This window comes from Polaribacter sp. AHE13PA (assembly GCF_019278505.1).
Classification (GTDB): Bacteria; Bacteroidota; Bacteroidia; order Flavobacteriales; family Flavobacteriaceae; genus Polaribacter.
Map to the genome: position 1 here is coordinate 2,370,043 of NZ_CP058985.1, position 26,351 is coordinate 2,396,393.

The following is a 26,351-nucleotide window of genomic DNA, read 5'->3' on the forward strand; positions in this document are numbered from 1 at the left end:
CTTCAAAAAACTAACTCAAAAACTCAGAAACCTCTGCATAAAAATCCTTCGGATTTTCTGCATGTAACCAATGCCCTGCATTTTTAATTTCTACAATTTTAGAATTCGGAAAATGTGCTTCAATAATAGGTTCTTCGTCTTGTGTAATATAGTCCGATTTTGATCCTTTTAAGAACAAGGTATCTTTTTCAAAAACAGTAAATGATGGCAAAGCTTCACCAACTTCTGGATTATTATCGGTTAAGGATTCCAAATTAAATCTAAACGCTAATTTTCCTTTTTCTTTCCAATAGACGTTTTTCAACAGAAACTGACGCACACCAAAATCCGGAATTAAAGCTGATAATTTTTTATCAACCAAAGTTCGAGTATTTTCTACAGAAAAATCAATAGAATTTAATCCAGCTAAAATAGCATTATGGTGTGGTTGGTACATTCTTGGAGAAATATCAACAACAATTAATTTATCAACTAAATCTGGATATGTAACGGCAAACAACATCGCGGTTTTTCCGCCCATAGAATGCCCAATAATATTTACTTCTTCTAACTGATAATGCTGAATATAAGCATGTAAATCTTCTACTAAAACCTCATAATTAAATTCATCTTCATGAAAACTACGTCCGTGATTCCTTTGATCTATTAAATGAACTTGATAATCTTCAGCAAACTGATTTCCAATGGTCTTCCAGTTATCAGACATTCCAAAATAACCATGTAAAATTAACAATGGTTTTCCTTCCCCTTTTATCGTTGAATGTAAAATTTGATTTTTAGACATTTTGATTGTTTTGTCTGGTCGAGCGCAGTCGAGACCTAAAGATTAACCTCTCGACTGCGCTCGAGGAGACATTTTTTAAATTTCCTGACCACAAAGAAACATAGAAAACTTAGTTTTATTGCAGACTGAAACTGAAAACTGAGACTGAATACTACTTACTATTTCAGTCGATGTAAATACATATTTACAACATTCTCTAAACCTAAATAAAGGCTTTCTGCAATAAGTGCGTGTCCTATTGAAACTTCTGCCAAATTAGGAATATTCTCTTTAAAGAATTTAATATTATCTAAGCTTAAATCGTGCCCAGCATTAATACCTAAACCTAATTTATGAGATAAAATTGCAGCTTCTGTATAGGGTTTTATAGCATCAAAATTACCTAAATCATATTGCGTTGCAAAATCTTCTGTGTACAATTCTATTCTATCTGCTCCTGTTTTAGCCGCTGCTTCAATCAGTTTTGCATCTGTATCAATAAAAATTGAAGTTCTAATTCCGTTTTGTTGAAACTCTTTAATTACTTCTTGTAAAAAAGATTGATGTGTAATGGTATCCCAACCTGCATTAGAAGTAATTGCATCTAGAGCATCTGGCACCAAAGTAACTTGTGTTGGTTTTACTTCTAAGACCAAATCCATAAAAGATTTTATAGGGTTTCCTTCAATATTATACTCGGTAGTAACAACATTTTTTAAATCTCTTGCATCTTGATAACGAATATGTCTTTCGTCTGGTCTTGGGTGAATTGTTATTCCCTGAGCACCAAACTCTTCTATATCACTGGCTACTTTTAATAAATTAGGGACATTTCCTCCACGAGAATTTCTTAAAGTTGCTATTTTATTAATATTTACACTTAACTTTGTCATTGTCTAAAATTAGGCTGCAAATATAATTTATTAAATCATTTTATCCTATATTCGTAAAGCATGAATATGAACGACTACTTATTAGAACAAATAAAACCACTTCGCTTAAAAGACACTGTTAAAAGTGCTCAAAAAGTGTTAAGAAAAAATCATATAACACATTTTCCCATTATTGAAAACAACAAATTATTAGGTTCTTTTGCAGAAGATGATATACAGACCATAGAAAACAACGAAGAAGAGTTAGTTGAGCATGCACATTTATTAAATTCTTTTTTTGCTGATGAAAAAGCAACTGTTTTAGAACTGTTAAAGATTTTTGCAGACAATGACACCAACCTTATACCTGTTTTAAATGAAGCCAAAGATTATATTGGTTATTTTGATTTACGTGATGTTTTAGATGTTTTTTCGACAAGTCCGTTTATGGTTGAAGAAAGCGAGACTTTAATTATAGAAAAATTAAGGAACGACTACTCTATGAGTCAGGTTGTACAAATTATAGAAGCTAGTGGAGGTCAATTATTAGGCTTATATATTTCCGAAAAGAATTTAGATAATGTACAAGTTACCATCAAAGTAATTTCTGAAGAAATAAATGAAATTATGCAAACTTTTAGAAGGTATGATTATAAAATTATATCTATGCATGAAAATGACATTTATTTAGAAGATTTAAAAAGTAGGTCTGAATATTTACAGAAATATTTAGACATGTAAACCTATAAGAATACATTTACCAAAAAATAAAAAAACGTATTGAAAAAAGCAGCAATTTACGGTCAATCATACGCGATTACATCAGAAAAAGAAGTTAAAACATTAATACACGTTTTACAAAAAAATAAGATTGATTTTTATATTGAACATGAGTTTTACAAACTTTTAACAGTAAATAAAGTATTGGAGGATTCATACAAATCATTTGATAATTTTAATGATTTAGACAATACTTTTGATATCATGCTTACACTTGGTGGAGACGGTACATTTTTACGTTCTGCAACCCATATTAGAGATTTAGACATTCCTATTTTAGGCATAAATACAGGTAGATTAGGTTTTTTAGCCATCGTTGCAAAAGACGTAATAGAAGAAAGTATAAATTTGGTTTTAAAAGGCGAATATACCATACAAGAAAGAACACTTTTATCTGTTAAAACAGAACCTAAAACAAAAGATTTTGAAGAATTAAATTTTGCCTTAAATGAAGTAACTATTGCCAAAAAGAACACTACTTCTATGATTGGGGTAAAAACCTATTTAAACGGAGAGTACCTTACAAATTACTGGGCAGACGGCTTAATAATATCTACACCAACTGGTTCTACAGGCTATTCGTTAAGTTGTAACGGACCTGTAATTTTACCAGATTCTAAAAACATTGTAATTACACCAATTGCACCACACAACTTAAATGCAAGGCCTATAGTAATCTCTGACGAAACTAAAGTAGAGTTAGAAGTAGATTCTAGAGAAAAAAGCTACTTAGTATCTTTAGATTCTAGAGTTACTACGGTAGCCAACCACACAAAAATTCTAATAGAAAAAACAGATTTTACCATAAAAAGTATTCTACCTAAAAACCAATCTTTTTTAAAGACGTTAAGAAGTAAACTTTTATGGGGAGAAGACATTAGAAACAAAACAAATGTTTAACGGAGTACTTACAATATTTCTTTAAAAATGTTGTTATTCAAAAAAGACTATATATTAACTTTATAAAGCAATTTGAAATTTCTATATTTGCCCACTATTTTATAATGAAAAAAAGAATATTATTTTTTGTATTTGTAAGTTTCACCTCCATTTTTATGGGGCAACTTCATGAGGTAGGCCTTACTATTGGAGGTACTAACTATGTTGGTGACATTGGTAAAAACTACTACTTTTATCCGAATGAACTCGCTGGTGGCATTACATACAAGTACAATTGGAATCCAAGAATTGCTTTAAGAGCATCTTACAGCCTTCTACCTATTTCAGGAAATGATGCAGATGCAGACACAGGGTATAGAAGAGATCGATTAGACGCTAGCGGAAAAACATACAAGTTTTCTAACAATATTAATGAATTAGCTGTTGGTATCGAATATAATTTCTATGAATATGATTTATCTTCTTATGATAAAACTTGGACTCCTTACCTAATCTTAGAATTGGCTGTTTTTAATCATACAAACGTAAGTTCATACTTACCAACAGGAGGAATAGAAAAATTAGGAAAGAAAACGTCTTTGGCTATTCCTTTCGGTTTTGGTTATAAGTCTAAATTATATGGTACTTTAGCTTTTGCAATTGAAGCAAAATTTAGATATACTTTTGAAGATGATTTAGATTACCTTTCTAACGATACACCAAATGTGAATTTAGACGGTACAGGTAATGATTGGTATATGTTTACTGGAGTTTCTTTAATCTATACCTTTGGTAGACCTGCTTGTTATACAAACGGATTATAAAAAACTATGGACAAAAAATTACTAATCGACCTACAAAGAACACCAAAACATGTTGCCATTATAATGGATGGTAATGGCCGTTGGGCAAAAGGTAAAGGAATGAATAGAATTTTCGGCCATAGAAATGCCCTAACTGCTGTTAGAGAATCTGTTAGTGCAGCTTCTCAAGTAAACATAGAGGCAATTACTTTATATGCTTTTTCTACAGAAAACTGGAACCGACCTAAATTAGAGGTAGACGCTTTAATGAGTTTATTAATTAATTCTTTAAAAAAGGAATTACCTGGCTTCATGAAAAATGGCGTAAAAGTAAACGCAATTGGCGCTATAGAAAGCTTACCTAAAAAAGCTCAAAAAGTTTTAGGAGATGTAATTTCTCAAACAAAAGACAACACAGATATTGTATTAACCTTTGCTCTTAGCTATGGTTCTAGAGAAGAAATTGTTAATACTATTAAAAACATATCCAAAAAAGTTGTTAATAATGAGATAAATATCGAAGAAATTGATGAAAATACTATAAATAACCATTTATATACGTTTAATTTGCCCGACGTAGACTTAATGATTAGAACTAGTGGAGAACAACGCATTAGTAATTTCTTATTATGGCAAATGGCATATGCCGAATTATATTTTACAGATATACTTTGGCCAGACTTTAGAGAAGAGCATTTTTACGATGCAATCATAGATTATCAGAATAGAGAACGAAGATTTGGAAAAACAAGCGAACAAATTACAGAATAAATTTTTTATGAAATTATTTTCTGCATCAATAATGTTAACAGCATTATTTTTTACTTTTAGTGCTAAGGCACAAACTGAAATAGATAGTTTATCGACAGTAAAAATAGACACGACCTCTATAAAAGATACATCCTTTGAAAAAGGGAAAGAATACACCCTAGGAGGCATAAGTGTAACCGGTTTAAAAAAGTTTAGTGAAGAAACCGTTAGGGTTTTTACAGGCTTAAGAAATGGGCAACCTATTAAATTACCAGGAGACAAACTTACAAGTGCCATTAAAAAACTATACGAAAGTAAGCAGTTTAGTAACGTAGATGTTTACCTAGCTAGATTAGATGGTAGTACAGTTTACCTACAATTTGATGTCTTAGAATTACCTCAATTAAACAATATAACAATTGCAGGTATTAAAAAAGGGAAAGCAAAAGAACTTAAAAAAGATGCTGAATTAAAAAAAGGAGCAATGGTTACTGATAACCTTATTGTTACTACTAAAAATTACTTCACAAAAAAATATACAGATAAAGGTTTCCTAAAAACAAAAGTTAATTTAGATGTTAAAAAAGATACATCTGATATTAACATTGTTAACATGGCTATTTTTATTGATAAAGGCAAAAAAATTAAAATTAAAGACATTAATTTTGTAGGAAATAAAGCACTTTCTGATAAGAAACTTAAAAAAGCGATGAAAAACACCAAAGAAAAACTTCTTGGTCGTTTTTGGAAAGGATCTAAATATATAGAAGAAGACTTTCAGGAAGATTTAGAAAGTATTTTAGATAAATATAGCAGATTAGGATACAGAGATGCACGTATTCTTAGTGATAAAATTAGTTGGAATGATGACAACACCATCGATATTGATTTAGAATTAGAAGAAGGAAGACAATATAGATTTGCAGAAATTTTATTTGTTGGTAATAAAGAATACACAGCAGAACAACTTCAATTATATTTAAAGATTGAAAAAGGAGATGTATATAATGGTGCTGTTTTAGAAGAGCGTGTTAAAGGTGATGGTAGCCCAACATCTCAAGATATATCTACTTTATACCAAGATAACGGTTTTTTATTCTCTTCTGTGAATGCTGTAGAAACTAAAGTTAAAAATGATTCTATTACAGTAGAAATTAGAATTAGAGAAGATGAAAAAGCTCGTATTAAAAAAGTAACTGTTTCTGGTAATGATAAAACTAATGACCATGTTTTATTCAGAGAACTACGCGTAAAACCTGGAGACTTATTTAGTAGAAGTGCTATTATTAGATCTATTAGAGAAATTGGTCAATTAGGTTTCTTTGATTCTAATGTTTCACCAGATGTAATACCAGATTATCAAAATAAAACAGCAGATATAGACTTTTCTGTTGTAGAAAAAGGTGGGAGTCAAATAGAATTACAAGGTGGTTATGGTGGTGGTTCTTTTATAGGAACTTTAGGTTTATCATTCAACAACTTTTCTATAAGAAACATCTTTAACAAAGAGGCTTATAAGCCTTTACCAATGGGAGATGGTCAAACACTATCATTAAGGTTACAAACGAGTAGAACATACAATACATATAGTTTTTCTTTTACTGAACCATGGTTAGGTGGTAAAAAACCAAAATCATTATCTTTTTCTGTATATTCTTCTAATCAATATCAATTAGATTTTACTACTTATGATGTAGATAAAAGTAAAAGTTTAGGTATTATTGGAGCTTCTGTAGGGCTAGGACAACGTTTAAAATGGCCAGATGATTTTTTCCAATTATCACAATCTATTAGTTACCAAGCATTAAAATCTAACAACTATAACTTTGGTTTGGCAGGTTTAAACTTAAACAATGGTACATTAAACAACCTTTCTTACAATATTTCTTTATCAAGAAACTCTGCAGGACCAAGTTTAATATTTCCTACATACGGATCTGAGTTTACCGTTGGAGCGAAAGCAACATTTCCTTATTCTTTATTGAATAATAAAGATTATAATGACAGCAGTTTAGATGCTGTAGACAAATACAAATGGTTAGAGTACTATAAATTAAATTTTAAAGGAAAATGGTATACTGCATTTACAGACAAATTGGTATTAATGACCAATGCAGAGGCAGGTTACTTAGGTTCTTATAATAGTGATTTAGGAGCAACACCTGTAGAGCGTTACTTTGTTGGTGGAGATGGTATTGCTGCTTACCAATTAGATGGTAGAGAAACAGTAGGTTTAAGAGGATATGAAAACAGTGGACTTTCATCTAACTATGGTGGAACCATTTATAATAAATTTCAATTAGAATTACGTTATTCAATTACAGATGCTCCTTCTGCATCTATTTATACACTTGGGTTCTTAGAAGCGGGTAATTCTTATGACGATTTTGATGAGTTTAATCCCTTTGATCTAAAACGTTCAGCAGGTGTTGGGGTAAGAATTTTTATGCCTGCATTTGGTTTATTAGGAATTGATTTTGCACATGGATTTGATCCACTACCTGGTCAAAGTGAAAAATCTGGTTGGCAAACACACTTTATAATTGGAAAACAATTCTAAAAAAACTTCAGCATTGTAAGGGAAAAGTTTTTTTGGCACGGTTTTTTCTAAATACATAATACAAATGAAAAAAATATTTTTAGTAATCGTTCTTTTACTTAGTGTTACTTTTTCTTGGTCTCAAAGAGGTCAATCAATTGCCTATATAGATATGGAGTATATTCTAGAAAATGTTCCAGAATATTTAGATGCGCAAAACACGTTGGATGCTAAAGTTGCTAAATGGAGAAAAAAACTAGATGAACAAGCTAGACATATAGAAATCTTAAAAACAGATTTAGCAAATGAAAAAGCAATTCTGACAAAAGATTTAATTGAAGAAAAAGAAGAAGAAATTAGTTTAAAACAAGTAGAATTAAGAAGACTAGAATCTTTGTACTTTGGCCCAAATGGAGATATGTTTTCTGTAAGAAAACAATTGGTTAAGCCAATTCAAGATCAAGTTTACAATGCAATACAAAGTATTTCTTTAAGAAAAAATTATGACTTTGTTTTTGATAAATCTACTGACTTGGTAATGCTATATTCAAATAAAAAATACGATATTAGCGACCTTGTTTTAGCAACTATAGATCGTAGTAGATTAATTGCTGAAAAAGGGAAACAAAGGGAAGAAAGAAATCTAGCTCCTAAAAACGAGTTAACAGATAGACAAAAAGAAGCTATCGCCAAAAAAGAACAAGCACAAGCAAAGAAAATTGCAGATGTTGAAGCAAAAAAGAAGCTAATCGCAGAAAAAAGAGAAAAGCTTTTAAAAGATCGAGAAGAAAAGAGAGAGTTGTTAAGAGCTAAGAAAGAAGCTTTAAGAAAGAAAAAAGAAGAACAAAAAGAAGAACAAGAATAATAATTAAATTAAAACAAGAATGAAAAATTTAAAATCGTTACTATTAATCGCTGTATTTACTTTAGGACTAGCAGGTGTTGCAAATGCACAAAAAATAGGTCATATAGACTTTGAAAAATTAGTTGCAGAAATGCCTCAAACTAAGACTCTAAAATTAGATATGGAGAAACTTGGTAAAACGTACCAAGATGAGATTACAGGAATGGAAAAGAAAATTGAAGCTACTAGACAAAAGTATGTTGCAGAGTCTAAAGGACAAACCAACGAAACTAATGATACAAGAGCTCAAGAATTACAACAAGAAGCTGCAAAAATTGAACAAGCAAGAAGATTTGCTTACCAAGATATGCAGAAAAAACAAAATGAAGGTTTACAACCAATCATAGAAAAAGCACAAACTGCTATCGATGCTGTAGCTGCTTCTAAAGGTGTAGTATATGTTTTAGATGCTTCTGTTGGTAAAGGTTTATTAGTTAAAAAAGGTGAAGACTTATTTAACGATGTAAAAGCTAAATTAGGTTTTTAATAAATCTACTTAATATTACAAATTAAAACCTACTGAAATTCAGTAGGTTTTTTTATTTTTACAGAACATGGTAAAACACAATAAATTTCCTATTGGCATATTTGACTCTGGTGTAGGCGGTACTTCTATTTGGAAAGAAATTAATGCACTTTTACCACAAGAGAATACTATTTACTTATCAGATAGTAAAAACGCTCCTTATGGGGATAAAAGTAAACAACAGATTATTGATTTATCCATTAAAAACACCGAGTTTTTACTAAAACAAAATTGTAAAATTATAATTGTAGCCTGCAACACTGCAACTACAAACGCCGTAAAAGTTTTAAGAGAAAAATACGATATTCCATTTATAGGAATAGAGCCAGCTATTAAAACAGCTGCTTTACATACAATAACCAATACCATTGGCATACTTGCCACAAAAGGAACCTTAAATAGTGAGTTGTTTGAAAAAACATCCCATTCCATCAACCAAAAAATTATACGCAAAGAAATAATAGGAACAGGCTTAGTAGAGCTTATAGAAGATGGTAAACTGCACTCTAAGGAGATGACAGAATTATTATCAACCTATGTTAATCCTTTAATAGAAGAGAACGTAGATTGCCTAGTTTTAGGTTGCACACACTACCCTTACTTAATTCCACAAATAAGAAAATTGGTTGGAAATAAAATTCAAATTATAGATTCTGGTCAAGCTGTAGCAAGACAAACCAAAAATATTTTAGAAAAACATCTACTAATAAATACAAATAAAGAAAAAGGTGTACATCAATTTTTTATCAACAAAGAAAAAAATGTATTAGAAATTTTAGTCTCTGATAAAAACCACACAACAACAGTAACTGAAAAAGATTTTTAGAAACCGATAAATGAATTATTAATATTAGGCATACTACGCCAAGTTTTATCTTGCGTCCATAAATTAATACCTAAAGTTAATTGATGAAAACCAGATTTTGTTAAGACTACATCTCCTATTTGGTTTGTATAGGTATAAGAAAACATAACGTTTTTATAATTTAAACCAACTATTGGAGAAACAAATTGAGAGTTCTCTACAGCATCGGCATCAAAACTTCTTCTATAAGACAATGCTAACCACAATTGATAGTTATTAAGCGTTTTATATCCTTTTAAATTAAAATCTGCAATTTTCTGTCCTGTATTTTCCTTCACTTGAAGCATAAAAGAAGGTTCTAATTGAAAATAGTAATTTTCATCATAATAATATCCTGCAGAAAAAACATAATTCCTTAAATTTAAAGGTTCTAAAACATTTAAATTATTTTTAGCTGTTAATAATAAATTCTTCACTGTAAAATAAGACGAAAAACCACCTCTATGGTAAGCAGCACTAAAATCTGAATTATAATAACTAGAGCTCTGAATAATTGCAGCAACATCATCATTACCAAATGATCTTTGATCGGATTGATTTTGAACAAAAGTAAAAGATAACCCGAAAGATAATTGCTCAAAATAATTACCATTATCATTTAAAGGTAAATGATACGCATACGTACCTTGAATTCCTTTTTGAGAGTGATATCCGTTTTTATCATTAAACAAAACAACACCAAAAGCTGCATTTGTTTCAGCACCAAATCTAGAATGGAAACTTATAGTTTGTAAAGCAGGTGCATCTGGTATACCAGACCATTGTTGTCTTGCTGTAAAACGTAATTTACTAGAATTACCAATACCTGCAGCAGATGGATGTACCAAATACACATTGTCAGATAAATAATCTTGATAAATCGGTAATGTTTCTTGTGCATAATTTTTTAAAGAAAAAAACAAAACACACAGTAAAGAATATTTTACGTAATTTAATTTCATTAAAGGAAAAGTATTATAAGATATCAAATATATTCTTTTTCTTATAGAAAACACTTTTCAAGTTAAAAATTTTACAAAATTAGTTGTATATATTTCAGCTAACAAGCTAAAATTATGATTAATACAGTAAAATTTAAAAAGAAAGAATAAAAACCGTTAATGACAAATTTCATTCGCATTTATAACTTCTAAAATAGGAGCCGGAGAAACATAAGGAATTCCAAGACCTAGTCCTCTTAAAACAAATAAAACCCCAATAAATACAACCACAACGGGTATTGCTTTTTGAATTTTTTTTCTAAGAGTACCTTTGGTAAAGTTGCCCAAATAAACGACAGAAGTCATTAAAGGAATAGTACCCAAACCAAATAAAAACATATATAAACTTCCTGAAAAAGCATTTGTGGTAGCTAAAGCTCCAAAAACAGCCATATAAACCAAACCACAAGGTAAAAATCCATTTAAAAAACCAATGGTAAAAAAAGTATCATTTCTCTTCTTCTTCAACTCTTTGCCTAATGCATTCTTTACTTTAAAAATAACTTTATTGATGCCCTTAGAAAAATTTATTTTTGAAAAAAATCTAGGAAAAATCACCATCAAAATCATACTGATACCAACAATTATAGATAGTTGCTGTTGAAATCCGAAGAAATAAAATCCCTTCCCTAAAAAACCAAACAATAAACCGATAAGACTATAACTAAATAATCGACCAAAATGATAACTTAAAATTTGTAGAAAACCTTTAGTTTTATTTTGTCTATCAATTGGCAGCATAAAGGCAATAGGTCCGCACATACCAACACAGTGAAAACTACCTAATAACCCAAATAATATTGCCGATAAAAACATTAATACTGTATTTCTCTTTTAATTAAGTATTCTTTATCCTTATATTTGAAAGCCAAATTAATGTTCCAACGACCATCTAATAAACGTTTCTCAGGCACGAGCAAATATGTATTAGAGATTGAAATAGGTATTTCAAAATCTAATTGTTTATTAGACGGTCTATATAGGAACACTTTTCCTGTAATTTCATTTGGAGATAACTCTTTAGGAAATTCTATTTTTAAACCTTCTACTGTTCTTTGAATAGTTACTTTATCTTTATACTTGGCTCCATTTTGCTCTGCATCAATTTCACCTTGAAAATGTACTTCTTGTTGGTAATAATTTTCTGTAACTAAATCGTAACTATAAGAATTATCTGTGCTCATAGTAATAACCATGTATAAAATAAAACTCATAAAAGCGACTATTGCAATAGTAATTCCTGTTCCCCAATTAAATTTCATAATGTTATTTATTTGTAACTTCTAGGTCCTAAAAAGTTGGTTATGGTAGTTTCAATTAATTCGTCGCCACTATAAACACCTATTTCTAACTTTATTTTATCTTTTTTTAATGCTGATGAGTTTATTTCTATAAATAAAGTTCCCTCTGCTAAACCTTGCTTCGGAATATTAAAATCTTGATTGGTTACTAATTTTATAGTTCCTTTTTGAGACATTAATTTATAACTGACGTCATTTATATCTTTGGTTGTTTTATTAATCACCTTAAAAGTATACACATTACTAATAATGTTATTTTCTTTATGCTGATACAATTGTCCTGGTAACCTTAAAATAGTTGCTTCAACATCATTTCTTAAAAACAACATTCCTATTAAAACTCCTACTAAAATAAATAAGACAGCAGAATAACCTTTAATTCTTGCATTCAGCTTAAAAGGTTTCTTTTTCTCGATATTTTCTTCGCTTTCGTATCGTATTAATCCTTTTGGTAAACCAACACTTTCCATCATGTGGTCACATTCATCAATACAAGCAGTACAATTTACACACTCTAATTGTGTACCGTTTCTAATATCTATCCCGGTAGGGCAAACAACAACACATTGTTTACAATCTATACAATCTCCTTTACCTATAGCCTCTCTATCTTCGTTTTTCTTAAATTTAGATCTTCCTGCCTCTCGTTCACCTCGTTTATGATCATACGCTACGTTAATGGTTTTGTTGTCTAATAAAACACCTTGCAACCTACCATACGGACAAGCAATAATACAAACCTGCTCTCTAAACCATGCAAAAATAAAATAGAAAACACACGTAAAAATAATTAATGAAATTAGCGTACTAGTATTATCAAAAGGACTGCCAGTTATGTATGTTATTAATGTATCTCCACCAATTAAATATGCTAAAAATACATTAGCAATAAGAAAAGAAATAACAAAGAAAATAAACCATTTTAAAAGTCTTTTTCTAATTTTTTCTGCGTTCCAAGGTTGTTTATCTAAGCGTATTTGTTTTCCTCTATCACCATCAATCCAATATTCTACTTTTCTAAAAACCATCTCTAAAAAAATGGTTTGCGGACAAATCCATCCACAGAAAATACGACCGAAAATAACGGTAAATAGAATGATAAACACAACACCCACAATCATTGAAATTACCAATAAGTAAAAGTCTTGTGGCCAAAAAGGGAATCCAAAAATATTAAATTTACGTTCTATAACATTAAATAGTAAAAACTGATTCCCATTAATCTTTATAAATGGAGCTGCTAAAAGAAAAGCTAATAAAAAGTAACTTACGTAAGACCTGTATTTATAAAATTTTCCACTAGGCTTTTTAGGAAAAACCCAAGAACGATTACCCGATTTATCAATTGTACCAATACTATCTCTAAATTGTTCGTTTTTAGGAGTTTCCATAAATCTACTAATTAACTTGTATTATCAGTTATTCTACTTCTGTTTCTACAGGAGCTTCTTCTTCAGTTGAAATTACCTCTACACCTTCTGCAACCCATTTATCTCCTTCAGGAGCTTTAGCGTTTGCAGGTGTAGTACCTTGTAAAGAAATTACATAGCTAGCAACTTTAGCAATATCATCTGCTTTTAAAGTTTTATTCCAAGCTATCATCCCTTTACCATCTCTACCTCCATTAGAAATAGTACTAAAAACATTTTTAATACCACCACCTAAAATCCAGAATTCATCTGTTAAGTTTGGTCCAATTGCTCCACCACCATCTGCAATATGACAAGATGCACAGTTCAATTTAAAAACAGCTTTACCTCTACCTAAATCTTTAGCATCTGTTAATAAAGTTACATTTTCAGCAGTTATAAAATCTGTTGCTGGTGCTGTAGATTTATATTCTTTTAAAGCAGCTTTCGCTTCTGCAACCGCTTTATCATATTCTACAATTTGATTATCGCCATCTAAGACTTCAAACCTTACTAAATACACAATTGCAAAAACAATAGAAGCATAAAACATATACACCCACCAAGGTGGTAACGTATTGTCTAATTCCTGAATTCCATCATAGTTATGCTCTAAGATTATTTCTTGTTCACTATCAATATCTTTAGATCTTGTCCAAGATTTTAATAGCTTTTTAATCCATGCATTACTTTCTTCCGGAACAATACCTAATTTTTCATTTTTTAATTCTGTTGCTTTAGCAATGGCAATTACATTTACCATTTCCTTTAGTACAACAACTAAAACAAAACCAATAAGAGCGATCCAAACTAAAGGATTCTCATAAATATCAAATGGGTTTTCGTACACCATAAACGACTTTGCAAGCGCTAAAAACGTAACAATTACAAAGATTATATAGATTGTAGATTGAAAATATTTTTTCATTTTTTTTTCTTTTTAGTTCTCTAACGGTATATTACTTACCTTATTTATATATTCTTTTTTTGCTGTAAATACCCACAAGAACAATGCGACAAAAAAAGTAAAGAATATGATTAATGATATTAAAGGATAAATTTCTATCCCTAAAATACTCTCCATGTGACCTTTTACAAATTTTAACATCGTCTTATTTTTTAGTTATTTTTTGTTCGTCTTTTACTTTTATATCAGTACCCAAACGTTGTATGTACGCTATTAAAGCAACAATTTCTCTGTTTTTCATTTCTATAAAAGCTTCACCATTTTCTTCTGCGTATTGTTTATCCGCTTCGTAATTTTTAGCAAAATCTGGATCTGCATATAAGTTTTGCTCAATTTCTGTTCCTTGTGCTAACATATGCTGTTGTGCATTTGCTATTTCTTCTTCAGAATAAGGAACTCCTAAAGTAACCATCACTTCCATTTTAGATTCCGTATCAGATTTATCTAGTTCATCTGTAATTAACCATTTGTATGACGGCATAATAGAACCTGGAGAAGTACTTTGTGGATCATACATATGGTTTAAGTGCCAACTATCTGAATATTTAGCCCCAATTCTATGTAAATCTGGCCCAGTACGTTTAGATCCCCATAAAAATGGATGATCATACACATACTCGCCTCCTTTAGAGTATTCACCATAACGCTCTACCTCACTTCTAAAAGGTCTTATCATTTGAGAGTGACAACCAACACATCCTTCTCTAATATAAAGATCTCGTCCTTCTAACTCTAATGGAGTATAAGGTTTTACACTACTAATTGTAGGAATATTAGACTTTACTAATAAGGTAGGAATAATTTGAACTGCTCCACCAATTAAAATAGCAATCGTTGCAAAAATTGTTAATTTAATAGGTTTTCTTTCTATCCAAGTATGCCATCCTTCTCCTTTAGTTCTGTGTTTAGGCACTACTGTTAAAGCAGCTGCTTCTGCTAACTCATCTTCTACTTTGCTACCAGATCTTACTGTTAAAACAACATTGTACAACATTACAAATGCTCCTATAATATACATACTTCCTCCAATTGCACGCATCCAGTACATTGGTATAATTTCACTAACAGTTTCTAAGAAGTTACCGTATGTTAAAGATCCGTCTGGGTTAAATTGTTTCCACATAGAAGCTTGTACAAAACCTGCTACATACATTGGTAACGTATACAATATGATTCCTAAAGTACCAATCCAAAAGTGTACGTTTGCTAAGGCAACTGAATATAATTTTGTTTTAAACATTCTTGGTACCATCCAATACAACATACCAAATGTTAAGAAACCGTTCCAAGCTAATGCTCCAACGTGAACGTGAGCAATAATCCAATCACTATAATGCGCAATAGCATTTACATTTTTTAAAGATAACATTGGCCCCTCAAACGTTGCCATACCATACCCGGTAATTGCAACAACCATAAACTTTAAAACAGGATCTGTTCTTACTTTATCCCAAGCACCTCTTAATGTTAACAAACCGTTTATCATACCACCCCAAGAAGGTGCTAATAACATTATAGAAAATGCAACTCCTAAATTTTGAGCCCATTCTGGTAATGAAGTATATAATAAATGGTGAGGTCCTGCCCAGATATAAATAAATATTAAAGACCAAAAGTGTACAATAGACAATCTATAAGAATATACAGGTCTGTTTGCTGCTTTTGGCACAAAGTAATACATCAATCCTAAAAACGGTGTTGTTAAGAAAAATGCTACGGCATTATGACCGTACCACCATTGAACTAAGGCATCTTGCACTCCTGCATACACAGAATATGATTTTAAAAAGGTAACAGGTAATGCCAAACTATTAAAGATATGTAATACAGCAACCGTTACAAATGTTGCTAAATAAAACCAAATAGCGACATATAAATGACGTTGTCTTCTTTGTAAGATAGTCCAGATCATGTTTACACCAAACGCAACCCATACCAATGCGATAGCAATATCTATTGGCCACTCTAACTCTGCATATTCTTTAGATGAAGTATAACCTAAAGGCAATGTTATGGCTGCTGCAACAATAATTGCTTGCCAACCCCAGAAGTTAAAATTACTTAAAAAATTACTTGCCATTCTTGCTTTTAACAATCTTTGAAGCGAGTAATAAACTCCTGCAAAAATAGCGTTACCTACAAAGGCAAAAATTACAGCATTTGTATGTAATGGTCTTAAACGCCCAAAACTTAACCAAGAAATTCCTTCTGTGTAGTAAGGGAATAAAAACATAAAAGCGAGCATTAGCCCCACAGAGAACCCCACTATTCCCCAGAATAATGTAGCATAGATAAATTTCTTTACGATCTTATTATCGTAATAAAATTGTTGCATTTCCATAATTTAATATTTAGTCTTTAGTTGATTTTTCTTTATCTTTTACTAATTCATCATCAAACAACATACGAACAGATGGCGTATAAGAATCGTCAAATTGCCCAGTTTTTACTGAATAAATAAATGCGATAAAAAATAAGATTGCTACTAGAATACTAATAGTTAGTAGTAGGTATATTACGCTCATATCTTGCCTGATAATTGATTTGTCAAAAATAGTATTGGTCCGATTCTTAAAACATGACAAATATCATGTTTCTCAAATATCTTAATTATTTGTTAAATAGTCATAGAAAACAACTGTGTTTTTGGTTTATTTTTTAAAAGATGCAAATCAAACGCCATACAAATGTTTCGTACATAAGGTCTTGCTTCTTCGGGTATTGATAATGATTTTGATTTTACATCAATTTTAACCAATCCATCTTGCTCCATTTCTTCTAATAATGCTAGATGTTCTTCTATTTTATTGATTCTCATCGTTTTTTCATCCCACGAAGTGGAAAAATGACACATAATATTTAAAATATGTTTTCTAATAACGATATCTTCTTCAGATAATAAATGTCCTTTAAAAATAGGAATCTCTCCTGCATTTACAATTTTCTGATATTCTTTTACAGTCTTTACATTTTGTGCAAATGCATACCAAGAATCGGAAATTGCAGACATTCCTAAACCAATCATTAACTTTGTTTTATTGGCTGTATAGCCCATAAAATTTCTATGCAATGTTTTGTTGATGGTGGCCTTGTACAAACTATCGGTCTTTAAAGCAAAATGATCCATACCAATTTCTACATAGCCTAATTCTGCAAAAAGTTCTTTTCCTATTTCATACAAGGCTCTTTTTTCATCATCTTTTGGTAAATCATCTTCATTAAAACCTCTTTGCCCAACACCTTTTACCCAAGGCACATGTGCATAACTGTAAAATGAAATTCTGTCTGGTTGTAATTCTTTGGTTTTATTAATACTATAAATTACGTTTTCTTTAGTTTGATGTGGTAACCCGAAAATTAAATCATGACTTACAGAAGTATACCCAATTTCTCTAGACCACCTGGTAACTTGTTCTACCGCTTCAAAAGGCTGAACTCTATGAATTGCTTTTTGTACTTTTTCATTATAATCCTGCACACCAAAACTTACTCTTGTATAGCCCTCATCAAACAACGTTTGTAATTGTTCTTTGGTGGTATTATTAGGATGCCCTTCAAAACTAAACTCTGCCTCTGGATGCTTTTTGGCAATTTCGAAAATACCATCCATTAAATATTTTAGGTTTTCTTTTGAGAAAAAAGTTGGAGTTCCGCCACCTAAATGCAATTCTTTAACAACAGGAACCTCATCTACCAAAGCCACATATAATTTCCATTCCTTTAAAACAGTATCTATATACTCATCTTCTACCTCATGACGTTTTGTAATGTGTTTATGGCATGCACAAAACGTACATAAACTCTCACAAAAAGGTAAATGAATATAAATACTGATACCTTCGGATGCATTACTTTCTTTAAAAGATGTTTGAAAAGACTGTAACCAATCTTGTTTGTCTATTCCTGCCTTGTTCCAATATGGCACCGTTGGATAACTGGTGTATCTTGGCCCTGGAATGTTATATTTTTGTACTAATGATTTCATATGCTCGATACAATTTTATTTGATTCTTCCATAAAAACACTTTAGCTGACAATTAACTAAGCCAATTCTAAAGCAATTTCTATCATTTCTTTAAACGTTTTCTCTCTTTCTTCTGCAGTGGTTCTTTTTTTGGTTACCAAACTATCAGATATTGTTAAAATAGACAATGCGTTTACATTGTGTTTTGCTGCTACCGTGTATAAACCAGCAGTTTCCATTTCTACACACAAAACACCATAATCTGCCCATTTTTTATAACTATCAAATTCATCTGCATAAAATTCATCTGAACTTAAAATCCCTCCAGCATTTACAGTTATATTTTTTTCTTTTGCAACCCCTATTGCTTTCTGAAATAATTTAAAACTTGCGGTTGGTGCATAATCTGCTCCGTTAAAACGAATGGTATTTAAACCCGAATTGGTAGAAGCTGACATTGCCAAAACAATATCTCTTATTTTTACATCTTTTTGATAAGAACCTGCAGAACCTACTCTAATCAAATTTTTAACACCGTATTCTGTAATTAATTCTGTACAATAAATTAAGGTTGATGGAATTCCCATCCCCGTTCCTTGCACAGATACCTTTTTACCATTATAAGTCCCCGTAAAACCTAACATACCTCTCACATCATTGTATTGCTTAATATCTTTTAAAAAAGTATCTGCAATCCATTTGGCTCTCATAGGATCTCCAGGTAACAAAACTGTTTCTGCTATTTCTCCGTTTTTTGCTTCGATATGAACACTCATAATTATTTTATTTTATTTCCGATTAAATTGGTAGAGATTGTTGTAAAAACAACAATACTTATAGAACTTAAAGGCATTAGAATTGCTGCCATTACAGGTATTAATTGCCCCGTTACAGCAAAATACAATCCTATTACATTATAACATAGAGACAGTATAAAACTGTATTTTATAACCTTAATCGCTTTTTTTGATGCTTTTATGTACGTGCCAATTTTATTAAATTTTGATGCATCTAAAATTCCGTCACAAGCAGGTGAAAACACATTAATATTTTCTGATAATGCAATACCAACATCACTTTTTGCTAAAGCACCGGCATCATTTAAACCATCTCCAATCATCATTACTTTTTGATGTTTTAGCTGAAGACCTGCAACTACTTCTAATTTATCTTCTGGTTTTTGATTGAATAACAAATTGGTACCTTTTGGTAAACTTTCTTCTAAATAAACTCTCTCTCCTTCATTATCTCCAGAAACAACAGCTAAGTCATATCCCTTTTTTAAGGATTCGAATAACGGCTTTACTCCTTCTCTGTAAGAATTTTTAAAAGTAAATTTCCCTTTGTAAATCTCATTAAAACTAACATATACAGAGGTATCTAAAGCAGATTTATCATCTTTGTTTTCTACATAAGAAGAAGAGCCTAATTTTAATTTTACATCTTTACAACTTACTTCAATACCTTTTCCTACAATTTCTTTAAAATCAGAAATAGCAAGTACCTCTACTTCTCCCAAACTATTATACAATGTTCTACTTAACGGATGATTAGATGCTCTTAAAGAACTTTTTAAAACACTTTTTTCTGAATTACTTAATTGAACTCCGTCATAAGAAATCGTATTCTCTTTATGTGTGGTTAGCGTACCTGTTTTATCAAAAATAATAGAATCTATAGCTGCCAGTTGCTCTACAACCGTTGCATTCTTTAAGTAAAATTTTTCTTTACCAAAAATACGCAGCATATTCCCTAAAGTAAATGGTGCTGCTAAAGCAATTGCACAAGGACATGCTATAATTAAAACTGCAGTAAACACATTTAATGCTTTGCTGGCATCATAAAACAGCCAAAAACTAGTGGACAAAAAAGCAACGAGTAAAACTAGTATTGTAAAATTCTTACTAATCGTATCTGTAATGGTTTTAAAAGGCGATTTATTTTCTTTATTAAACACATCATTACTCCATAATTGCGTTAAGTAACTTTGAGAAACAGAAGCTAAAACTTCCATCTCTATCACTCCTGAAAGCTGCTTACCACCAGCAAATAATTTGTCTCCAGATTTTTTAGAAACTGGTTCCGCTTCCCCGGTAACAAAACTATAATCGATATCTGCAGTTCCGTTGATTAGAATACCATCCGTAGGAATTAATTCTTGGTTTCTAATAAGTAGTCTATCTCCTTTTACAATATCATAAATAGCCACATTTTCTTCTTTGCCTTTAGAAGTTATACGGGTAACAGCAATAGGAAAATAAGATTTATAGTCTCGTTCAAAAGACAAGAAATTGTATGTTTTCTGCTGAAAAAACTTCCCTAATAAAAGAAAGAAAACCAACCCTGTTAAACTGTCGAAAAAACCCGTTCCTAAATCGAAAATAATTTCTACAGTACTCCTAATAAATAGCACTAAAATACCCAGCGCAATAGGAACATCAATATTTAAAATTTTTGATCGCAACCCTTTGTAAGCAGAAACAAAATAACCTTGTCCCGCATAAAAAACAACGGGTAAAGAAAAGGCAAACATTAACCACCTAAAGAGCGTTTTATATTTCTCTATCCAAAAACCATCTACTTCAAAATACTCAGGAAAAGAAAGAAACATAACGTTTCCGAATGCAAAACCTGCAATCCCTAATTTATAAATTAGACTTCTGTCTACAGCTTTTTTGCCTCCTTCATAATCATCTAAACTTATATAGGGTTCATAACCAATAGAGCTTATTAAAAGAACAATTTCTTTTAAAGTGGTTTTATCAGAATTAAAAGTAACCCTTACTTGTTTCTTCGGAAAATCTACTTGAGACGAAGATATTTTATCATTTAATTTATGTAAGTTTTCTAAAACCCAAATACAAGAACTACAATGAATATGTGGTATATACAGCGTTGCAATCTGTGTATTACCATCATTAAAATCTAATAATTTCTCCGCTATTTCTGTCGTATCTAGAAAATCATATTTTCCTTGAATTTCAGATGGGATTGCTCCTGGATTGTCTTGAAAATTGTAATAACAAGTTAAATCGTTTTCAGAAAAAATTTCATAAACAGTTTTACAACCATTGCAACAGAAACTCTTTTCATCGAACTTTATTAAATTATCATCACAAGAATCACCACAGTGATAACATTGTGTAGATTTCATATTTACTCTTTTGCCTTTTGCAAATTTACGATAAGAATCATGCTTTAGAACATGATATATATCACATTTTTAATATCTTTGACTCTCAAATACCATTAGTCATTATGAGTAAATGCGAGCAATGTATTATTCGTCAATTTAATTCCCTACAACACTTAACTAAAGAAGAGTTGGTTAAGATCTCTAACTGTAAAACAACTAAAGTTATAAAAAAAGGTGAGGCTATCTTTGAGGAAGGTGAGCGATTAAAAGGTGTTTTTTGTATTAAGGATGGTGTTTGCAAGGTTTCTAAAATGAGTGAAAATGGTAGAAATCAAATTATTAGTTTAGTTACCAAAGGTGACTTATTAGGAGAAAGAAGTTTAATATCTGACGAAGCATCTAATCTTAAAGCAGTTGCCTTAAATGATATGCAAGTCTGTTTTATCCCTAAAGAAGAAATTTTAAAGGACCTATCTAAAAACCCAAACTTTACCATGAATGTGCTTAAAGACATGGCACAAACTTTAAAACAGGCTGATAACGTTATTGTAGATATGGCTCAAAAGACCGTGAAACAACGTTTAGCCGAAACACTTCTAAAGCTTCATAAAAAATTTGGCACAAACAGAGAAGGCACAATAGACATCCACCTTTCTAGAGAAGATATTGCTAACATTATAGGAACAGCAACAGAGTCTGCAATTCGCTTACTTTCTGAGTTAAAAAAGAAGAATATTATTGAGTTTAAAGGAAAGGATATCTCAATATTAAATAGCATTGAATTAGACAAAATTGCTCAAGGATTCTAAAACAAAAATATTTTATAATCATATTTTAAAAAGGTGCATTCAACAATGCGCCTTTTTTCTTTTTTTACAGCAAGCTGATGAAATAAAAAAAATTGAGCCTTAGATTAACGATACCACAACTACCATTAAAAACACTGCAAAAAAACTATAGCGCTAAAGAAACTTATAAACACAAAAAAAGCACTTCATAAATGAAGTGCTTTTCGCGGTCTGGACGGGACTCGAACCCGCGACCCCCTGCGTGACAGGCAGGTATTCTAACCAGCTGAACTACCAGACCGTTGCTTTAAGCGGTTGCAAATATACAATGTATTTTTACATACACAACAAAAAAATGAAATAATTTAAAAATAATTTCATTTTATATAATTTTGATGCTTTTCAACTAAAATTTAAACACAAAAAAAGCACCTCATAAATGAAGTGCTTTTCGCGGTCTGGACGGGACTCGAACCCGCGACCCCCTGCGTGACAGGCAGGTATTCTAACCAGCTGAACTACCAGACCGTTGCTTTAAGCGGTTGCAAATATACAATGTATTTCTAGATACACAAGCATAAAATAAAAAAAGTTTATATTTTTTTTCTACTAATTAAATATGCCGTTAAAACTTCATTGTATCCTTTACGTATATCTACAGGGATGTAATCAATTTTATATTGTAAACATTTATTTTTCAATTCTTTAAAATAATCACCAACTAATGCAGTGTACTTTTCTCTAATATTTTCTGCGTATATATTAATTTCTTCTCCAGTTTCAACATCTACAAACTTTTTAGGATTATTGTCAAAATTGAAGTTAAATTCTGTTTCTCCATCATAAGTATGAAATAAAACAACCTCATGTTTATTAAATTTAAGATGTTTTAAAGCTTCAAAAAGTGTTTCATTATCTTTATTTGGTTGAAACATGTCTGTAAAAACAAAAATTAATGAACGCCTGTGTATTTTCTCTGCAATTTCATGCAAATACTTATAGGTTTCTGTAGAAGACTTAGATTCTGAAACTAATAATTGCTCTAATTGATGCAGTAACATCTTTCTGTGCCGCTCACTCCCCTTTTCTGGAGCATAATATTCATAACTATCGCCATAAATACTTAAACCAACTGCATCTCTTTGTCTTTTTAAAATCTCCATTAAAGAAGCCGAGGCAACTGCAGAAAACCCAACTTTGTTTAAATTGTCTACCGTTTGCTTTTTTACAATAGGATAATGCATAGAAGCAGAATTATCTATTATAATATGGCACCTTAAATTGGTTTCTTCTTCATACTTTTTAGTATATAACTTCTCTGTCTTTGCAAACAGCTTCCAATCTATATGACGTGTACTTTCTCCTTTATTGTATAATTTGTGCTCAGAAAACTCTACCGAAAACCCGTGAAACGGACTTTTATGAATCCCAGTAATAAAACCTTCTACTACTTGTTTAGCAAGTAAGTCTAGGTTTTTAATGTCTGATTTAACTTCAGATAAATCCATATTATTTTTTAATATTTTGAGCTCTCGTTAAATTATCTGTAGTTTGTAACAACTTCTTTAATAAAATAGCATTGTAATCTGGATGCTCTTCTAAAAACTGATCTAAAACAACTTTTGCTTCTTTAGAGGAATATTGACCAATAGAACTTGCCAACCATCCTTTAGGAAAAAAGATATCACCTGTTAATTGCACTTCTTCTAATGTTTCTAAAACCGATTTTAAATATATTGTTGCCTCTTTTTGTCTTAACGGATGGTGAATATTCTTTAACCCTGCTTCTACCCAAGATTCGTTTTCTCTATTTTCTTTTTCTAAAAGTGATGTCATAAAAGCATCTCTTACTTGTAAATCTGCAGATAACGAAGGTAACAACCATTTAAAACGATCTAATCTATCGTTGTTAGATATTCTAGTTTGCTGTTCTTGTAAAATTTCTATTACTTTTACATGTTCTAAAATAGCTAATGTCATTGCCAAAGAACTAAAGTCGCTTTCATTTAAAAATAAGTTGTTAATTTTCTTCTCCTTATTCCAAATTTCATACAAAGTTTCTTTTCCTCCTTCAGAAATAGCTATTGATTTATACAAACCAAACAGCGTTCTTTTTATATTTTTAGACACATTACTTTCTAGCAAACCTAAAACCTCTTTTTCTACTTTTTGCTGCACTTCATTTTGCTCCTCTTCTGTTAAAAATGACCAAAATATTGTTTGAATTCTTCCTGACAAATAATTGGTAATCAACTCATTTTTTTCATCTTTAATTGCTGATATATAAATCTGAAACGTTTCTAACGGAGTAACTTCACCAATCAACATATTTTCATATAAATTAATGTATTGAGAACCTCTAGAAACCTCATCATTTATGTGTCGATAAGTATCAATTTCTTTCTTATAAATTGGAAAAACACCGTAACCAAATCCGTTTGTATTGTATAGAACCTGTCCGGGTTTAAAGTCTTTTGTTGCAGATGTAATATCAAAAGATTTCCCCATATTTTTTATATTGATAATTTTCTCATACCCTCTTTTATCAATCAATTTAATTTTAAAAGATTGCGTCCAAACTTTATCAGAACCGTCTTCTGCTTTTTGATGAATTACAAACTTACTTACGTTTCCTTTTTCGTTCAATTCTATTTCTTCAAAGAAAATTGGTCTTCCAGATGAATTCACCCAAACATCAGACCAGTTTTTTATATTTCCTGGTGACTTGCTATCTAAAATAGCAACCAACTCATTCCAATCTGCATTAGAATTTGCATAAGTTTTTATGTATTCTTGAACTCCCGATTTAAAAGCATCTTCTCCCAACAAATACTCTAACTGACGCATCATAATTGGCGCTTTGTTGTAAATAATTCTTCCATATAAAGAACCTGCATCTTTTAAGTTCCCTAAATGCTGTCGAATTGCATTTGTCCCTTTTGTTCTATCTTCGGAATAGGCACTTGGATAATGCGTCATCATAAAATTAAGTTTATGATTTACTTCTAGAAAAACAGGATTCATAATTTTATCTGCCATAAAATTAGCAAACACCTCTTTCATCCAAACATCATTAAACCATCGCATCGTAACCAAATCTCCAAACCACATGTGTGAGGTTTCATGTGCAATTAACTTTGCTCTGCTAATTTTTTGCTTTTGAGTAGCATTCTTATCTAAAAACAAAGACGATTGTCTGTATTGTATAGCACCAACATGTTCCATTCCTCCGTATTGAAAAGGCGGAATTGCAGCAAAATCCATTTTTTGGAAAGGAAATTTAACCTGCGTAAATTCCTCTAAAAAATCAATCGATTTCTGATGAATTTGAAACACCTCATCTACACTCTCATTTATCTTTTCTGTATCATTCTCTCTGTATAAAAAGCGCATATCAAACGCTCCAGGATTTTTAGTTTCTTCCGTAAATTTACCTGCTACAAAAGAAAACAAATACGTACTCATTAAATCAGACGTTGCAAACGTATGTTCTATAAAGTCATCTAGCTCTATACTACTTTCTTCAAACCCTCCTGCAAGAACTTGCCAATCTTTTGGAGCAGTAATTTTTAAATTGTACTTAGCTTTTATATCTGGCTGATCAAAACAAGGAAACAGCGTACTTGCTCTATCCGGAACTAATAAAGTATATAAAAACTCTTCATTTCTATTGAGTGATTTTTCTCCAGCTTCAAATAATATTTCTATTACGTTTTCGCCTAAACTCAATCGTTTTTTCTCAATAATAACGTGTTCTTTCTGGTGATTTATCTCGGATATTTCTCCGTTTACTTTTATTGACTTCAACTTAGAGGCATCCTCGTTAAAATCTAAATAAACATCGTTTTCTAAATCATTAGCAGTAAACTTAACTTCCAATATAGAAGCAATAGCCTTTTCTTTTTCCTTCGGAATTTTAAAATGTACATCATAAACAACATCAGCAATTTGCTGTTTTCTGTATTTGGCTAACTCAAAAGAAATTCCCTTTTCTAGTTTTAATTGATTCTCTTGCTTATCACAAGAAATAAAAAGGAAAAGGAAAACTATTATTGATAGATGAAATTTCATGTAAAGAATTTAGATTTTAAAAATAAAAAAAGGTTTGACGTTAGCCAAACCTTT

Annotated in this window: 24 protein-coding genes and 2 tRNA genes; 9 read left to right on the forward strand and 17 right to left on the reverse strand. The window is 30.9% G+C overall.

What is annotated here, in order from left to right:
• Positions 1–10: 10 nt before the first annotated feature.
• On the reverse strand, positions 11–784 hold the full coding sequence (locus H0I28_RS10305) for an alpha/beta fold hydrolase (RefSeq protein ID WP_218759056.1): 774 nt from the start codon (positions 782–784) through the stop codon (positions 11–13).
• 158 nt (positions 785–942) lie between these two features.
• Entirely contained in the window at positions 943–1,656 is a 714-nt protein-coding gene (locus H0I28_RS10310) for a pyridoxine 5'-phosphate synthase (protein WP_218731380.1), read from the reverse strand.
• Between the two features lie 66 nt (positions 1,657–1,722).
• Here H0I28_RS10310 and H0I28_RS10315 point away from each other — a divergent pair, with 66 nt between their 5' ends.
• The 8 genes from H0I28_RS10315 (at position 1,723) to murI (ending at position 9,642) form a co-directional block, all read left to right on the forward strand.
• The gene (locus tag H0I28_RS10315) at positions 1,723–2,376 is read left to right on the forward strand and encodes a CBS domain-containing protein (RefSeq protein ID WP_254712691.1); all 654 of its coding nucleotides are present in this window, start codon (positions 1,723–1,725) and stop codon (positions 2,374–2,376) included.
• Positions 2,377–2,415: 39 nt separating this feature from the next.
• Entirely contained in the window at positions 2,416–3,315 is a 900-nt protein-coding gene (locus tag H0I28_RS10320; RefSeq protein ID WP_218754416.1) for an NAD kinase, read from the forward strand.
• A 104-nt stretch (positions 3,316–3,419) separates the two neighbouring features.
• Positions 3,420–4,118, forward strand: coding sequence for a DUF6089 family protein (locus tag H0I28_RS10325; protein ID WP_218759057.1), 699 nt, complete (start codon positions 3,420–3,422; stop codon positions 4,116–4,118).
• Between the two features lie 6 nt (positions 4,119–4,124).
• Positions 4,125–4,868, forward strand: coding sequence for an isoprenyl transferase (locus tag H0I28_RS10330; protein ID WP_165732258.1), 744 nt, complete (start codon positions 4,125–4,127; stop codon positions 4,866–4,868).
• Positions 4,869–4,875: 7 nt separating this feature from the next.
• Positions 4,876–7,407, forward strand: coding sequence for an outer membrane protein assembly factor BamA (bamA, locus tag H0I28_RS10335; RefSeq protein ID WP_218731384.1), 2,532 nt, complete (start codon positions 4,876–4,878; stop codon positions 7,405–7,407).
• A gap of 64 nt (positions 7,408–7,471) precedes the next feature.
• The gene (locus tag H0I28_RS10340) at positions 7,472–8,251 is read left to right on the forward strand and encodes an OmpH family outer membrane protein (protein ID WP_218754417.1); all 780 of its coding nucleotides are present in this window, start codon (positions 7,472–7,474) and stop codon (positions 8,249–8,251) included.
• 19 nt (positions 8,252–8,270) lie between these two features.
• Complete coding sequence (locus tag H0I28_RS10345; RefSeq protein ID WP_165732252.1) at positions 8,271–8,777, forward strand: OmpH family outer membrane protein; 507 nt, start codon at positions 8,271–8,273, stop codon at positions 8,775–8,777.
• A gap of 67 nt (positions 8,778–8,844) precedes the next feature.
• On the forward strand, positions 8,845–9,642 hold the full coding sequence (gene murI, locus H0I28_RS10350; protein WP_218759058.1) for a glutamate racemase: 798 nt from the start codon (positions 8,845–8,847) through the stop codon (positions 9,640–9,642).
• Here the strand turns inward: murI and H0I28_RS10355 are convergent.
• From H0I28_RS10355 to H0I28_RS10400, 11 genes are all read right to left on the reverse strand, one after another.
• Positions 9,639–10,622, reverse strand: a complete 984-nt coding sequence (locus H0I28_RS10355) for a type IX secretion system membrane protein PorP/SprF (RefSeq protein WP_218731387.1) — start codon at positions 10,620–10,622, stop codon at positions 9,639–9,641. The genes murI and H0I28_RS10355 overlap by 4 nt on opposite strands.
• A 156-nt stretch (positions 10,623–10,778) precedes the next feature.
• A complete protein-coding gene (locus H0I28_RS10360) occupies positions 10,779–11,477 on the reverse strand; it encodes a sulfite exporter TauE/SafE family protein (RefSeq protein ID WP_218759059.1) in 699 nt (232 codons plus the stop codon).
• Entirely contained in the window at positions 11,477–11,923 is a 447-nt protein-coding gene (locus H0I28_RS10365) for a FixH family protein (RefSeq protein ID WP_218731389.1), read from the reverse strand. The genes H0I28_RS10360 and H0I28_RS10365 overlap by 1 nt, the downstream gene beginning before the upstream one ends.
• A gap of 8 nt (positions 11,924–11,931) precedes the next feature.
• Positions 11,932–13,353, reverse strand: a complete 1,422-nt coding sequence (ccoG, locus tag H0I28_RS10370) for a cytochrome c oxidase accessory protein CcoG (protein WP_218731390.1) — start codon at positions 13,351–13,353, stop codon at positions 11,932–11,934.
• 28 nt (positions 13,354–13,381) lie between these two features.
• Positions 13,382–14,299 carry a cbb3-type cytochrome c oxidase N-terminal domain-containing protein gene (locus tag H0I28_RS10375; RefSeq protein ID WP_218731391.1) on the reverse strand — a complete coding sequence of 306 codons (918 nt, stop codon included), beginning with the start codon at positions 14,297–14,299 and terminating at the stop codon, positions 13,382–13,384.
• A 12-nt stretch (positions 14,300–14,311) separates the two neighbouring features.
• The gene (locus tag H0I28_RS17595) at positions 14,312–14,479 is read right to left on the reverse strand and encodes a cytochrome C oxidase subunit IV (RefSeq protein ID WP_082864248.1); all 168 of its coding nucleotides are present in this window, start codon (positions 14,477–14,479) and stop codon (positions 14,312–14,314) included.
• Positions 14,480–14,483: 4 nt separating this feature from the next.
• The gene (ccoN, locus tag H0I28_RS10380; RefSeq protein ID WP_218731392.1) at positions 14,484–16,679 is read right to left on the reverse strand and encodes a cytochrome-c oxidase, cbb3-type subunit I; all 2,196 of its coding nucleotides are present in this window, start codon (positions 16,677–16,679) and stop codon (positions 14,484–14,486) included.
• 10 nt (positions 16,680–16,689) lie between these two features.
• The gene (gene ccoS, locus H0I28_RS10385; RefSeq protein ID WP_105047790.1) at positions 16,690–16,863 is read right to left on the reverse strand and encodes a cbb3-type cytochrome oxidase assembly protein CcoS; all 174 of its coding nucleotides are present in this window, start codon (positions 16,861–16,863) and stop codon (positions 16,690–16,692) included.
• 92 nt (positions 16,864–16,955) lie between these two features.
• Positions 16,956–18,323, reverse strand: a complete 1,368-nt coding sequence (gene hemN, locus H0I28_RS10390) for an oxygen-independent coproporphyrinogen III oxidase (protein WP_218759060.1) — start codon at positions 18,321–18,323, stop codon at positions 16,956–16,958.
• Between the two features lie 56 nt (positions 18,324–18,379).
• Positions 18,380–19,078 (reverse strand): purine-nucleoside phosphorylase, encoded by a 699-nt coding sequence (gene deoD, locus H0I28_RS10395; protein WP_218759061.1) that lies wholly within the window; start codon positions 19,076–19,078, stop codon positions 18,380–18,382.
• 2 nt (positions 19,079–19,080) lie between these two features.
• Positions 19,081–21,456: a heavy metal translocating P-type ATPase metal-binding domain-containing protein gene (locus H0I28_RS10400; RefSeq protein ID WP_218759062.1), complete on the reverse strand. Its 2,376-nt coding sequence runs from the start codon at positions 21,454–21,456 to the stop codon at positions 19,081–19,083.
• A 104-nt stretch (positions 21,457–21,560) separates the two neighbouring features.
• On the opposite strand from H0I28_RS10400, the gene H0I28_RS10405 reads away from it, so the two are divergent.
• The gene (locus H0I28_RS10405) at positions 21,561–22,247 is read left to right on the forward strand and encodes a Crp/Fnr family transcriptional regulator (RefSeq protein ID WP_218731396.1); all 687 of its coding nucleotides are present in this window, start codon (positions 21,561–21,563) and stop codon (positions 22,245–22,247) included.
• 206 nt (positions 22,248–22,453) lie between these two features.
• Here H0I28_RS10405 and H0I28_RS10410 read toward each other — a convergent pair.
• From H0I28_RS10410 to H0I28_RS10425, 4 genes are all read right to left on the reverse strand, one after another.
• Positions 22,454–22,527, reverse strand: a tRNA-Asp gene (locus H0I28_RS10410).
• Between the two features lie 153 nt (positions 22,528–22,680).
• Positions 22,681–22,754, reverse strand: a tRNA-Asp gene (locus H0I28_RS10415).
• A 65-nt stretch (positions 22,755–22,819) separates the two neighbouring features.
• Positions 22,820–23,734: a DUF58 domain-containing protein gene (locus H0I28_RS10420; protein WP_218759063.1), complete on the reverse strand. Its 915-nt coding sequence runs from the start codon at positions 23,732–23,734 to the stop codon at positions 22,820–22,822.
• Between the two features lies 1 nt (position 23,735).
• Entirely contained in the window at positions 23,736–26,297 is a 2,562-nt protein-coding gene (locus tag H0I28_RS10425; protein WP_218759064.1) for a M1 family aminopeptidase, read from the reverse strand.
• Positions 26,298–26,351 lie beyond the last annotated feature (54 nt).

Bases quoted from the DNA above. Each gene is read 5' to 3' on its own strand.
- H0I28_RS10305 (WP_218759056.1), bottom strand. From the start codon at position 784: ATGTCTAAAAATCAAATTTTACATTCAACGATAAAAGGGGAAGGAAAA.
- H0I28_RS10310 (WP_218731380.1), bottom strand. From the start codon at position 1,656: ATGACAAAGTTAAGTGTAAATATTAATAAAATAGCAACTTTAAGAAAT.
- H0I28_RS10315 (WP_254712691.1), top strand. From the start codon at position 1,723: ATGAACGACTACTTATTAGAACAAATAAAACCACTTCGCTTAAAAGAC.
- H0I28_RS10325 (WP_218759057.1), top strand. From the start codon at position 3,420: ATGAAAAAAAGAATATTATTTTTTGTATTTGTAAGTTTCACCTCCATT.
- H0I28_RS10330 (WP_165732258.1), top strand. From the start codon at position 4,125: ATGGACAAAAAATTACTAATCGACCTACAAAGAACACCAAAACATGTT.
- bamA (WP_218731384.1), top strand. From the start codon at position 4,876: ATGAAATTATTTTCTGCATCAATAATGTTAACAGCATTATTTTTTACT.
- H0I28_RS10340 (WP_218754417.1), top strand. From the start codon at position 7,472: ATGAAAAAAATATTTTTAGTAATCGTTCTTTTACTTAGTGTTACTTTT.
- H0I28_RS10345 (WP_165732252.1), top strand. From the start codon at position 8,271: ATGAAAAATTTAAAATCGTTACTATTAATCGCTGTATTTACTTTAGGA.
- murI (WP_218759058.1), top strand. From the start codon at position 8,845: ATGGTAAAACACAATAAATTTCCTATTGGCATATTTGACTCTGGTGTA.
- H0I28_RS10355 (WP_218731387.1), bottom strand. From the start codon at position 10,622: ATGAAATTAAATTACGTAAAATATTCTTTACTGTGTGTTTTGTTTTTT.
- H0I28_RS10360 (WP_218759059.1), bottom strand. From the start codon at position 11,477: ATGTTTTTATCGGCAATATTATTTGGGTTATTAGGTAGTTTTCACTGT.
- H0I28_RS10365 (WP_218731389.1), bottom strand. From the start codon at position 11,923: ATGAAATTTAATTGGGGAACAGGAATTACTATTGCAATAGTCGCTTTT.
- ccoG (WP_218731390.1), bottom strand. From the start codon at position 13,353: ATGGAAACTCCTAAAAACGAACAATTTAGAGATAGTATTGGTACAATT.
- H0I28_RS10375 (WP_218731391.1), bottom strand. From the start codon at position 14,299: ATGAAAAAATATTTTCAATCTACAATCTATATAATCTTTGTAATTGTT.
- H0I28_RS17595 (WP_082864248.1), bottom strand. From the start codon at position 14,479: ATGTTAAAATTTGTAAAAGGTCACATGGAGAGTATTTTAGGGATAGAA.
- ccoN (WP_218731392.1), bottom strand. From the start codon at position 16,679: ATGGAAATGCAACAATTTTATTACGATAATAAGATCGTAAAGAAATTT.
- ccoS (WP_105047790.1), bottom strand. From the start codon at position 16,863: ATGAGCGTAATATACCTACTACTAACTATTAGTATTCTAGTAGCAATC.
- hemN (WP_218759060.1), bottom strand. From the start codon at position 18,323: ATGAAATCATTAGTACAAAAATATAACATTCCAGGGCCAAGATACACC.
- deoD (WP_218759061.1), bottom strand. From the start codon at position 19,078: ATGAGTGTTCATATCGAAGCAAAAAACGGAGAAATAGCAGAAACAGTT.
- H0I28_RS10400 (WP_218759062.1), bottom strand. From the start codon at position 21,456: ATGAAATCTACACAATGTTATCACTGTGGTGATTCTTGTGATGATAAT.
- H0I28_RS10405 (WP_218731396.1), top strand. From the start codon at position 21,561: ATGAGTAAATGCGAGCAATGTATTATTCGTCAATTTAATTCCCTACAA.
- H0I28_RS10420 (WP_218759063.1), bottom strand. From the start codon at position 23,734: ATGGATTTATCTGAAGTTAAATCAGACATTAAAAACCTAGACTTACTT.
- H0I28_RS10425 (WP_218759064.1), bottom strand. From the start codon at position 26,297: ATGAAATTTCATCTATCAATAATAGTTTTCCTTTTCCTTTTTATTTCT.